At 74.0% G+C, this 11,974-nt stretch carries 7 protein-coding genes; all 7 read right to left on the reverse strand.

The features are described from left to right. Window positions 1-39 precede the first annotated feature (39 nt). Window positions 40-354: a hypothetical protein gene (locus P3L51_RS31600; RefSeq protein WP_354608761.1), complete on the reverse strand. Its 315-nt coding sequence runs from the start codon at window positions 352-354 to the stop codon at window positions 40-42. Next, window positions 351-1,652 (reverse strand): glutamate synthase-related protein, encoded by a 1,302-nt coding sequence (locus P3L51_RS31605; RefSeq protein ID WP_354608762.1) that lies wholly within the window; start codon window positions 1,650-1,652, stop codon window positions 351-353. The genes P3L51_RS31600 and P3L51_RS31605 overlap by 4 nt, the downstream gene beginning before the upstream one ends. Further along, window positions 1,649-2,662 (reverse strand): asparagine synthetase A, encoded by a 1,014-nt coding sequence (locus P3L51_RS31610; protein ID WP_354608763.1) that lies wholly within the window; start codon window positions 2,660-2,662, stop codon window positions 1,649-1,651. Before P3L51_RS31610 ends, P3L51_RS31605 begins: the two co-directional genes overlap by 4 nt. A 130-nt stretch (window positions 2,663-2,792) precedes the next feature. After that, window positions 2,793-4,067, reverse strand: coding sequence for a methylaspartate mutase (locus P3L51_RS31615; RefSeq protein WP_354608764.1), 1,275 nt, complete (start codon window positions 4,065-4,067; stop codon window positions 2,793-2,795). After that, window positions 4,064-4,570, reverse strand: coding sequence for a cobalamin B12-binding domain-containing protein (locus P3L51_RS31620; protein WP_354608765.1), 507 nt, complete (start codon window positions 4,568-4,570; stop codon window positions 4,064-4,066). The genes P3L51_RS31615 and P3L51_RS31620 overlap by 4 nt, the downstream gene beginning before the upstream one ends. Window positions 4,571-4,747: 177 nt before the next feature. After that, on the reverse strand, window positions 4,748-4,963 hold the full coding sequence (locus P3L51_RS31625; RefSeq protein WP_354608766.1) for an MbtH family protein: 216 nt from the start codon (window positions 4,961-4,963) through the stop codon (window positions 4,748-4,750). Continuing rightward, window positions 4,960-11,974 (reverse strand): non-ribosomal peptide synthetase (locus tag P3L51_RS31630; RefSeq protein WP_435594567.1); only part of this gene is annotated, 7,015 nt, incomplete at its 5' end. The genes P3L51_RS31630 and P3L51_RS31625, both read right to left, overlap by 4 nt.

Raw genomic sequence — 11,974 nt, forward strand, 5'->3', positions numbered from 1 at the left:
GACTCGGTCGGTGCGCGCGGGGCGCGGCGGGGCGACAGCTCAGAGGAGGGGACGGACGTGGACACGGACGCCGGTGGTCTCGCCGCGGAGCGTGGCCGCGACCGCGAGGGCGACGGCGCTGTCGGCGGCTCGGCGCAGGGCGCGGGGACGCGCACAGCGGCCGTGCGTGCGCAGTTCGATCCGGCCGCCGAGGTAGCCGCGCCCCGTCTCGGTGAGTGCCCGTACGGCGACGGCCCGGGCCGCGGCGGCCGAGGCGTCGTCCGGCGCGCTGACCACGCTGATCCGGGGGATGTCGGAGAGGGAGAAACGGGCGTCGACGGAACAGTCCGGGAGAAGTCGGCGTCGAGCGGTCATGGCGTGGCTCCAAGGGGGTCCGAGGCGGGCCGGTGCTCGCCCGCCGGCTGGGCGTCGGGCCACCAGAGGTCTTCGGTACCGAGGGCGGTGACGGTGTACTTGCCGACGGCGCTGATGAGCAGGCGCAGTTCGAGGGCGATGCTGTCGGCGAGGCGTTCTAGGCCGTGTTCGGGGTCCTCGTCCACGGCTATCAGGGCGGCGCGGCCGAGGCCGACGGCGTCGGCGCCGAGCGCGAGCGCGCGCAGTGCCCGTCCGCCCTCCCACATACGGCCGCTGGCGAGGAGGCACCCGCCGGGGCGGCCGATGCGGCGCAGGCATTCGGCGAGCGGGAGGCCGACCTGGTCCAGGAAGACGCGCGGGGCCCAGCCGGTGCCGCCTTCGGCGCCGTCGACGGTGACGGCCTCGGCCCCGGCGGCCCACGCGGTCCGCGCGGCGTGCGCGATGTCGCGGCCGGGGTGGAACTTCACCCAGGTGAGGGCCTTGGGAAAGTTGTTCCGCATGAAGCGGAGCTGCTGGCGGAGGATCTCGTCCGTGAACGTGCCGGGGGTGGCGCAGCGCAGCTGCCGTTCGCCCTGCTCGTCGAAGACCTTGCGGACGGTGAAGCGTCGGGCGAGCTGTTCGGCCTCGGTCCGGCCGACGACGGTCATGCCGCCGAGTCCGGGTTTGGCGCCCTGACCGGTCTTCAACTCGAAGGCCAGGCGCCCGGATTCCAGCAGGGGACGGGTGGCCGGGTCGCTGTAGAGGAGATTCCAGACCTCGGAGTCGGCGTCCTCGGTGGACTGCTGGACGACGATGCCGCCGACACCGTCGGGCGCGGCGTCGAGATAGGTCTCGATACGGGTGAGGAGCGCGGAGCGGGTGGCGTCGCCGGAGCGGCGGTAGCCGTGGACGGGGATCATGTTCTCCCCGATGACCATGGGGATACCGAGTCGGGCGGCCTGTCTGCCGGCGTGGACGGCCAGGTCGCCGCTGCCGGCGCGGGTGGAGCCGAAGGCGGACAGGTACAGCGGGAGCCGCGCGGTGAAGCCGCCGATCCGGGTGGTGAGGTCGACGTCCGTGAACTCCGGTTCGCGGGCGAGGTCGATGAGCTTTTCGAGGCGTTCGGGAGCGAAGACGGGCGGGACGATCCGCGTGCGGTCGAGGGCGTCGCCGTCACCGTGGCCGCTGCTGTGACCGGAGTCCGGGCCGAAGAGCGCCGAGCCGTACGCGGCCGGGTCGGGGAAGACCTCGGCCGCGCCGTTGCGGGCGCGGGCCCGTATCTCCTGTTCGGGGAAGCCGGGTGCGCCGAGGGCGGTCACGGGGCCACCACCCCGGGGAGCTTCGGGTACGCGCTGACCTGCCACACGGCGTCGAGGCCCGTGAGGAACCGGACGAGCCGCTGGAGCCCCATGCCGAATCCGGCGCTGGCGGGAATGCCCTCGCGGGCCTCCTTGAGGTACCAGGCGTACTTCGCCGGGTTCTCGCCGCTCTCCCGCATACGGGTGACGATGGTCGCGTAGTCGGACTCGCGTTCGCTGCCGGAGACGAGTTCGCCGTATCCGTGCGGGGCGATCAGGTCGAAGTTCCGCAGGACGCCGGGGTTGTCGGGGTCCTCGCGGTCGTAGAAGCCGCGGGAGCCCTTGGGGTAGTCGTTGATGAAGAACGGCCGGTCGCTCTCCAGGGAGAGGAGACGCTCGCCGGCCCAGTCGATCTCGCCGTCGGGGTTCTGCGGGTGGCCGGCGGCGCGGAGCCGGTTGACGGCCTCGTGGTGGGTGCACACGTCGTACTTGCCGCCGCGTACATCGGCGAAGCCGACCTCGTCGCGGCCGAGTTGGGCCAGGACACCGGGCAGGGCCGTCCAGACCTGCTCGGTGACGTGGGTGAGCAGACCGGCGGCGATCTCCTGTGCCTCCTCGCGGCTCGCGTCGGCGATCTCCACGTCGATCTGGTGGAATTCGACGAGGTGGCGGCCGGTGGAGGCGGTCTCCTCGGGCTCGACACGGACGTTGGGGGCGATGTAGAAGAGCTTCGGGAAGCCGTGCAGGGATGCCTGCTTGTAGAGGATGGCGCTGGTCATCAGCTTGTAGGGGTGGCCGTAGTAGTCGACGTCCAGGGCCTTGGCGCCGCGGCCGCCGGGGTCGGTGACGGGACCGACGAGCGGGGGCAGCAGCTCGACGAAGCCCTCGCCCCGCAGATAGCCGCGGGCGGCGTGGAGCGCCTCCTGCTGGACGAGCATCGCGGCGCGCAGCCGGGGCGAGCGCAGGTGTTCGCCGAGCGGGGGCGGGCCGGGCGTCGCTCCGGTTCCGTCGGTTCGCGGGGTGTGGTCCATGGCGGGTCTCCTTGTCGGTGGTCCTGAGGCGTCCGGGGTGCTCGGGTGCCGTTCGTGGTGCCGGTGGCGATCCGGGCCGACGCGGTGGTTCCGGGGTACGCGGTGGCGGCGTCGGGTCGCCGGTGGGGTGTCAGGCGACGGGTTCGGGCAGCGCGGCGCGGTCGTGGCGGTCGGCGACGTGGTGCAGGGCGGTGAACAGGCCGGCCGCGGTGAGCGGAGCGGCGCTGGCGGAGGCTTCGGGGCGGATCGGCATGGCGCCGGTACGGGACCACCGGAGCCGGCCCGCCGGGTCGATGAAGCTGCGCGAGCGGCCCGCGTTGTCGGGGTGGAGGCAGAACGGGACGTCCAGCAGGCCGCGTTCGAACGCGATGAGCAGGCCGCGGGACAGCTCGGGGTGGAGCCCGAGGACGGTCTCGACCAGGGTGCGGGCGTCCTGGTACACCTCGCTGTCCTCGCCGTGGGGCGCGGGCGGCCGGGGGCCGGCCAGCGCGGCGGCCGCGGCGGCGGTCTCCAGTGCCCGGACGTTCTCCTCGACGGTGGGGATGCGATGGGCCTCCGCGGTTGTCTTGACGAGCAGCCGGTGGGCTCCGGTACGCACCGCGAGCCGGGCCGACGACTCCAGGAGGCGGGTCGCTCCGTGTTCGGTACGGGGGTAGACACCCATGTACGTGTAGAGGACGACGTGGTGGTCGACGTCGGCCGGGAGGAATTCGGCGGCCAGCCGGCGCAGGGCCCGTACCGCCTCCTCGTCCTGGGCCGGGTCGGTCTGCTGGGCGTAACTGAGGGAGACGCTGCGCAGGCCGTGTTGGGCGAAGAACAGGCACTCCAGCAGGCTCATCGCGATGAGCAGATCCGGTGGGCAGAGCTGGCCGAGGAGGCAGCCACCGAAGCTCTCCAGGTGCGGGACGGTGCCGGGGCGGGCGCTGTCGACGAGCAGTTCGCAGCCGCGGGCCCAGGCGGTGATCGATTCCCGCAGAGGCGTACGGCCGTAGGGCAGGCAGTAGGAGACGGGGCCGCCCTCGGTGGCGTCCAGGCCGGCGGCGGTGAGCGCGCGGATGATCGCCCGGGGCCGGGAGGAGCCGTGACGTACCTGCACGGGGAAGTCCGCGTCCCGTACCGCGTCGAGCAGGGCCCGGGTGGTGGCCCGGGGATGGGTGGCGATCGGATAGCCGTTGAGCGGGGCGCCCTCGGCGACGGCGGCGCGGGCCCCGGCCAGATCACCGACCCGGGTGTAGCTGTCGATGGTCAGGGTGCCGACAGTGGTGGCGGTGGCGGATCTGGTCCGCTCCAGGCCGGTCCGCATCGCGTGGGGGTCGCCGAAGCCCATGCGGGGCTGGACGACGAGTCGGCCGACGGCGGCGCAGGCGGCGACGTACGCGCCGAACGGCGGCGGGGCGGCGGTCATGCCGGCACCTGGTCGCGGTCGTCGGCGTGGGTGTCGGCGCGGTCGTCGGCGCGTACGTCCGCCTGGGCGGCCGCGGTACGGGCGGCCAGGTCGGGGGTCGCGAGGCTGCGGGCGCGGGCGGCCAGGAAGTCGCGCAGCACGTCCAGGTCGTCGTCCGCGAGGACGGCGTCGCAGCCGGCCCCGAGCAGCCGGGCCACCTCCGCCTCCTGTCGGCAGCCGGCGACGCCGAGCTTGCCGCCGATCACCACGGGCAGTCCGGCCGTCGCGGGCTTCGCGCGCAGCCGGTGGACGGCGGCGAGGCCGTCGCGGTAGCCGTGACCGTTGACACTGCTGAGCACCACCACGTCGGGGGAGTGCCGGCGGCAGGCGGCCGTCAGCAGCTCCGGGCTCACACAGGGGCCCAGGGCGGTGACCTCGTGCCCCAACTCCTCAAGGAAGAGCTCCAGGTACACGAGATTCCAGGTGTGGGAATCCGAAGCCGTTCCGCTCAGGAGTATCTTCATGCCTTTGAGAATATGTTTCCAAGCAGTGTCCGACCGGAAGTACGGGCGGCAGGAACGAGCGGCAGTTTCCCATCCGAATTCCTGCTCGTACCGTTCGGCCGGTGGCACGGCGAAAGGGCCGTTCCCGCGCGGATGCGCGGGGAACGGCCCTTTCGTCCACTTCCTCGGAACGGGGCGTCAGGAGTACTGGGCGACCAGGCTCCGCGGCCGGATGTCGGTCCAGTTCGCGGTGACGTACTCCAAGGCGTCGGCGCGGCTCCCGGGACCCCAGACACTGCTCCAGCCTGCGGGAATGTCTGCGAAGACGGGCCACAGGGAGTGCTGGCCCTCGTCGTTCACGACGACGTGGAAGACACCATCGGTGTTGTCGAAGGGGTTGACGGCATTGCTCATGACTGGCTCCTCAGTTCGTTTTCCTGCAAGGCGGAGAGTTTCTCCGAAATGACTCTTCCGATGTGCGCGAGAGGTTCTTGTTCGGTCATCTGGAGATGACCGGATTCCACGGTGTGATTCTCGATTATTCCGTCCAGGAAAGGAATCCAGGTGGCGGCGAGTGCGCCCTCCGCCTCCCCCGGTCTGCGGGCGGTGAAGAACACCGCGCCGGTGTCGGCCACCCCCGGCACATGCCGGGCCATGAGAGCGGCGTGGGTCTCGGAGGCGCGCAGCACACCGCGGATCTCGGCCGAGGTGAATCCGCCGAGAACGGGGTCCTCGCGGCGGATGCGCTCCACCTCGGCGGCGACGCCCTCGGCACGAGCCGCGCCGGGCTCCTCCGGAGGCAGTACGGACACGCTGCCGGGCCCGGTCTGGTGCACGTCCAGCAGTGCGAGCAACTCGACCCGCTCGCCCGCTTCACGGAGCCGGACGGCCATGGCGTGCGCGACGATCCCGCCGAAGGACCAGCCGAGCAGCCGGTACGGCCCCCAGGGCTGGACCTGCCGGATGCGCTCCAGGTACTCGTCGGCCATGTCCTCGACCGTGCGCGGCCGGTGGCCGGGCTCGCTCAGCGCGCGCGCCTGGAGGGCGTACAGCGGCTGGTCGTCCCCCAGGTGCCGGGCCATCCCGGCGTAGGCCCATCCGACGCCCGTGCCGGGGTGGACGCAGAACAGCGGGCGGCGGGCGCCGTGGGCGCTCAGCGGCAGCAGCACCCCCATGGCGCCGGCCGAGCCGTCGTCGTGCGAGCCGAGCAGCCCGGCCGGGGTGGGGGAGCGGAACAGGTCGCGGACGGTGCGTTCGATCCCCAGGACCGTACGGACGCGGCTGACCAGCCTGACACCGAGCAGCGAATGACCGCCCAGGGCGAAGAAGTTGTCGTCGACGCCGACCTCGCCCACGCCGAGGATCTCGGCGAACAGCGCGCACAGCACTTCCTCACGGGCGTTACGGGGCCGCCGGCCCCCGCCCGCCGCCCCGGCGGTGCGGTGCGGTGCGGGCAGCGCCGCGCGGTCCGGCTTGCCGTTGACGGTCAGCGGCAGCGAGTCGAGGACGACGACCGCGGACGGGACGAGGTGCTCGGGCAGCGCGGCGCGCGCCGTCGCGAGCAGTTCCGTCTCGGTGACGGAGTCACCCGTGCGCGGCACGGCGTAGCAGACGAGGGCCTTGCCGCCGGGCGGGTCCTCGCGGACCACGGCGACGGCCTGCGCGACGGCGGGGTGCGCGGCCAGCGCCTGCTCGATCTCGCCGGGTTCGATCCGGACACCGCGCAGTTTGACCTGGTCGTCCGCGCGGCCGAGGAAGCGCAGTTCTCCCGCCGGGGTCCACAGCACACGGTCACCCGTGCGGTACATGCGGCTGCCGTCCGCCTCGAACGGGTCGGGGACGAATCGCTGCGCGGTCAGGTCGGGGCGGCCGCTGTATCCGCGGGCCACGTGGGAGCCCGCGACGTACAACTCCCCCGGGACTCCCGGCGGTAGGGGCCGCAGCGCTTCGTCCAGGACATGGCTGCGGGTGTTGTCCATGGGGTGGCCGAGGTGCGTCCCGGCGCCCCGGAGGGAGCGCTGCCGGGTGGTGAACCACTGGTTGTGGGAGGCGAAGGTGGTCTCGGTGGGTCCGTACGAGTGGACGAGGACGGTCTCGGGGCAGTGGGTGAGGACCCGTTGGACGGCCCGGGGGGACGCGACGTCCCCGCCGGTCCACACCTCGCGCAGCAGCCCCAGTGTGTCCAGGCCCTCGTCGGCCATGACATGGAACAGACCCATGGTGAAGTAGGCGGCGGTGACGCCGTGCCGGCGTACGGCCCGGTCGGTCTCGGCGAGGTCCGTACCGTCCCCGCGCGTGATCACGACGCTGCCCCCGGTCAGCAGCGGCACCCAGATCTCGAAGACCGAGGCGTCGAACCCGGTCGCCGAGTGGGCCAGCATCCGCTGCGGCCCCCCGGCGGCGATGTCGCGGTCGGCGGCGAGCGAGGCCACGTTGCGGTGGGTGACGCCGACGCCCTTGGGGCGCCCGGTCGACCCGGACGTGAACATCACGTACATCAGATCGTCCCCGGTGGCGTCCCCGGTGGCGTCGTCGGCGGCGGTGTGCTCGGGTGCGGGTTTCGGCGTGCCGCCCGGGCCGGTGGCGTCCACGGCGAGCACCGGCGGCGCGGTGCCGTCCGGCAGCGGCACGGTGTCGGCGCGGCCCGCGTCGGTGGCCACCAGCCGGGCCCGCGCGTCCGTCAGCATCAGCCGGGTCCGGGCCGCCGGCAGCCGTGGATCCAGCGGCAGGTAGGCGGCGCCGCACTTGAGGGCGGCGAGCGCCGACACCACCAGCGGGACGCCGCGCTCCAACAGCACACCCACGGTGTCACCGCGGCGTACGCCGGCCGACCGGAACCGGGCTGCCAACAGCGCGGCGCGGGCGTCGAGTTCCCCGTAGCCGACGGTCTCCTCGTCGGTGATCAGCGCGGGCGCGTCGGGGGCGCGGGCGGCCCGCCGGGCGATCAGCTCGTGGACCGTGCCCCGCTCGCTCTCCGGAGTGGGGGTGGCGGTGTCGTTGTACTCGGTGACCAGCCGGAATCGGTCGGCCGCGGTGAGCAGGTCCACCTCGCCGATCCGGGTCGCCGGGTCGGCGGCCACGGCGCGCAGCAGTCGCTCGACGTGGGCGGCGAGCAGCGTGGCGGTGGGGGCGTCGAAGAGGTCGGTGGCGTACTCCAGACCGCCGACGAGTCCGGCCCGGCCCACTCCGCCGTCCGGCCGCTCCCACATCGCGAAGGTGAGGTCGAACTTGGTGGAGAGCTCTCCCGAGGCGCCCGGCTCGGCCTGCCGGAAGAAGCCTCGTGCGCCTCCCGCGCCTCCCGCGCCCCCCGCGCCTCCCACGCCGTCCGTGTAGTCGTGGTGCAGCTGGACGACCGTCTGCGTCAGCGGGTGGTGGGCGGTGCTGCGCGGCGGGTTGAGGTGCTCGACGAGGCGGTCGAAGGGGAGTTCCTGGTGTGCGTAGGCGGCCAGGTCGGTCCCCCGGACCCGTTCGAGGAGTTCTTCGAAGGTGGGGTCGCCGGAGGTGTCCGTGCGCAGCACCAGCGTGTTGACGAAGAAGCCCACCAGGTCGCTGAGTTGCTCGTCGTCGCGGCCGGCGGTCATGGTGGCGAGCGGCAGGTCGGTGCCCGCCCCGTGCCGGGTGAGTACGGCGGCCAGCGCGGCCTGCAGGACCATGAACAGCGTGGCGCCGCCGCGCCGGGCCAGCGCCACCAGGGCCTGGTGAGTGGCCGCGTCGACGGTGACGGGCGCGTGGCCGCCGCGGTGGGAGGCCTCGGCGGGGCGCGGGCGGGCGGCGGGCAGTTCGAGCACGGGGGGAGCCCCGGCGAGGGTCTTCTCCCAGAACGCCAGGTGCGCGTCGGCGGCCGGTCCGGCGCTCAACTCCCGCTGCCACAGGGCGTAGTCGGCGTACTGGACGGGCAGTGGCTCCCAGTCGGGCGTACGGCCCCCGGCGCGCGCGGCGCAGGCGTGGGCCAGGTCGGCGAGGAGCGGCCCGGTGGACCAGCCGTCCGCAGCGATGTGGTGCACCAGCAGGACGAGCACCTGCCCGCCGCCGTCGTCCGGTTCCACGAGCGTGGCCCGCAGGGGTATCTCCCGGGCCAGGTCGAAGACGTATCCGGCGGCCGAGGCGACCGCCGCGGCGAGCTCGTCGGCGGACACGGCCCGGACGTCGAGAACGGGCCGCGCCGTCGGCAGGATCTCCTGGTGGGGTTCGCCGTCGACGGCCCGGTAGCGGGTGCGCAGGGCCTCGTGGCGGTCGGCGAGGTCGGCGAGGGCCTCGGCCAGCACGCCCGCGTCGAGCGGTGCGGCCGGTCGCAGGACGAGGGGGATGTTGTACGCCGCGCCGGGGCCCTCGAACGCGTCGATGAACCACAGCCGGCGCTGTGCGTACGACAGCGGGACGTGCTCGGGCCGGTCCGGCACGGGGGCGAGCCGCGTGCTCGTGGGGGCGGGTCGGCCGTCGGCGATGCGGTGGGCCAGGGCGGTGGGGGTGGGCGCCAGCAGCAGGTCGCGGACCTGGATCTCGGCGCCGAGGCGGGCCCGGATCCGGTTGGCGAGCCGTACACCGCTCATGGAGTGGCCGCCGATGGTGAAGAAGCTCTCGTGGGGGCCCACCCGGCCCAGGCCGAGGACGTCGGCGAACATCTCCCGCAGGGTGTCGACGTGTTCGGCGGGCGGTTCGTCGGCGGCGCGGGCCGCCGCCTCCGCCGCCTCGGCGGCGGTCTTGGCGGCGTGGGCCGCGGTGCGCTCACGGCGTTCGTCCAGGGCCAGGCGGTCGGCGGGGCCGACCAGTTCGGCGTCCGCGACCCGGTCGGCGGGGCGGTCGGCGGCGGCGCGCAGGGCGCGTTCCAGGGCGGCCAGGAGGATACCGGCCGTGTTCTCGTCGAGCACGTCGTGCGCGAACTCCAGCGCGAGCCGCAGACCGGCGGGAGCGCCATCGGCGTCCCGGTGCTCCACGCAGGCGGCGGTCAGGTCGAACTTGACGGTCGCCGGGCCCTCGGCCGCGAAACGCCCCTCGATCGGGCCGAAGCCGAAGGCTCCGTCGTCGGGGCCGGCTGTCGTCAGGGTGAGCATCACCTGGAACAGGGGGTGGACGCCCGGCGAGCGCGGCGGGTTGAGGTGCTCGACCAGCAGGTCGAACGGGACCCGCTGGTGGGCGAAGGCGGCCAGGTCGGTGTCGCGGATCCGCCGCAGCAGCTCGGCGAAGCCCGGATCGCCGGAGGTGTCGGTGGGCAGGACGAGTGTGTTGACGAAGAAGCCGACCAGGGTGTCGAGGGCTTCGTCGTCCCGCCCGGCGACGGGTGTGCCGAGCGCGACGCGATCGCCGCCGCCTGCCGCGCGCAGGGCGAGGCCCAGCGTGGCCTGGAGCACCATCAGAAGACTGGCGTCGTGGCCGGCGGCCAGCCGGGCCAGCCGCGCGTGGACATCGGCTCCGAGGACGGTGGAGACGAGGCCGCCGCGGTGGCTCGGGGCGGTGGGGCGGGGGCGGTCGAGGGGCAGAGCGGTCACGGCGGGCAGTCCCGCCAGGGCGTCGCGCCAGTGGGCGAGGCCCCGGGAGACGGCGGAGTCCGGGTCGTCGGTGTCACCGAGGAGGTCGTTCTGCCAGAGGGTGTAGTCGGCGTACTGGACCGGCAGCGGCTCCCAGTCGGGTGCCACGCCCGCGGCGCGGGCACGGTAGGCGCGGGCCAGGTCGGTCATCAGCGGGGCGAGGGACCAGCCGTCGCCCGCGACGTGGTGGAGCAGTACGGCCAGTGTGGCGCCGGGCCCTTCGTCGGGGACGAACAGGGCCACCCGCAGCGGGAGTTCGCGGGACAGGTCGAAGGACTCGGCGGTGAACCGGGCGACGTGCGAGGTGAGTTCACCGGCCCGGCACTCGACGGTGCGCGGCCGGACGGCCGACGGGGCCAGGACGTGCTGGTACGGCTCGTCCTCCGGCGCCAGGAACACGGTGCGCAGCGCCTCGTGCCGCTCGGCGAGGTCGCCGACGGCGGCGGCCAGCGCCGCGCGGTCGGGCGCCCTCTCCAGATCGAGGACGACGGGCATGTTGTACGCGGCCGAGGGGCCGTCGAGCAGGTTGACCAGCCACAGCCGCCGCTGCGCGTGCGAGAGCGGCACCCGGTCCTCGGCGGGCAGCGGCTCCTCGTCGACGACCGGCAGGCGTGGGTCGGCGGTGCGCAGCGCCTTGCGGTTGATCTTCCCGGAGCTGGTACGCGGCAGGGCGACGACCACGCTGACGGTGGCGGGGACCGCGGCGGCCGGCATCCGCTCGCGTACCCGGTCGCGCAGCTCCTCCGCGCCGGTGCCGCCCTCGGTGACGGCGAAGGCGACGAGCCGCTTGACGCCGTCGCCGTCCTGCTGGACGACGACGGCGGCCTCCCGGACCTTCGGGTGGCCGGCCAGGACGGAGTCGACGGCGGCGGGGTCGATGCGCTGGCCGCCGATCTTCACCTCGTCGTCGGCGCGGCCGTGGTAGACGATCTGGCGGTCCGTCCCGATGGAGACCAGGTCGCCGGTGCGGTAGGCGCGTTCGCCGCGCAGCTCGGTGAAGCGGCGGGCGTTCAGTTCGGGGCGGCCGAGGTATCCACGTGTCAGGCCGCCGCCCAGCAGCAGCAGTTCCCCGCCGACGACGGCGGCCCGGACGCCGGGGAGCGGGCGGCCGATGGGGATGGGCCCGCCGCGGTGCCGGGTGAGGTCGGCGACGGTCGCCACCACGGTCGTCTCGGTGGGGCCGTACGCGTTGAGCAGGCGGACCCGGTCGCCGACCAGGTCGCGCCACTGGGCGACCCGCTCGGGCAGCGCGGCCTCGCCGTAGATGATCACGGTGCGCAGGCAGTCCGGGAGGCGGGCCGAGCCGGTGGCCAGGACGTAGACGAGTTCGTGCCAGTACGCGGCGGGCAGGTCGAGCAGGGTGATGTCGTGGTGGGCGCAGCCGGTGAGGAGTTCCCCGACGTCGAGCATGTCCTCGGTGCGCAGGACGAGGGTGCCGCCCGCGCCGAGGGTGGCGAAGATCTCCTGGACGCTGGCGTCGAAGTGCAGCGGGCTGAACTGGAGGACCCGGTCGTCGGGGCCGATGCCGTAGACGGGGGTGGCGCCGGCGATGAAGTGGGCGAGTGAGTCATGGGCGACGACCACGCCGTTGGGGGTGCCGGTCGACCCGGAGGTGTAGATGACGTAAGCGGCGTCCGCGTCGGCGCCGGGGCCCGGGAGGACGAGCTCACCGTGCCGGGCGACCTCCGCCGGGGCGGGCGCGAGCGCTCCGCAACTGTCCTTGAGGATCGCCTCGTTGCGGGCGTCGGGCGCCTGGATGTCCAGGGGCAGATAGGCGGCGCCGGTGGTGAGCACGGCCAGGAGCCCGACGATCGCGTCGATCCCGCGCGGCCGGTGGAGAGCGACGAGACGGCCGGGGGCGGCCCCGGCGTCGGCGAGCGTACGGGCCCGGCCCCGTACC

Origin of the sequence: Streptomyces panacea (genome assembly GCF_040560175.1) — a bacterium.
Taxonomy (GTDB): Bacteria; Actinomycetota; Actinomycetes; order Streptomycetales; family Streptomycetaceae; genus Streptomyces; species Streptomyces panacea.

Bases quoted from the DNA above. Each gene is read 5' to 3' on its own strand.
- P3L51_RS31600 (WP_354608761.1), bottom strand. From the start codon at position 354: ATGACCGCTCGACGCCGACTTCTCCCGGACTGTTCCGTCGACGCCCGT.
- P3L51_RS31610 (WP_354608763.1), bottom strand. From the start codon at position 2,662: ATGGACCACACCCCGCGAACCGACGGAACCGGAGCGACGCCCGGCCCG.
- P3L51_RS31615 (WP_354608764.1), bottom strand. From the start codon at position 4,067: ATGACCGCCGCCCCGCCGCCGTTCGGCGCGTACGTCGCCGCCTGCGCC.
- P3L51_RS31620 (WP_354608765.1), bottom strand. From the start codon at position 4,570: ATGAAGATACTCCTGAGCGGAACGGCTTCGGATTCCCACACCTGGAAT.
- P3L51_RS31625 (WP_354608766.1), bottom strand. From the start codon at position 4,963: ATGAGCAATGCCGTCAACCCCTTCGACAACACCGATGGTGTCTTCCAC.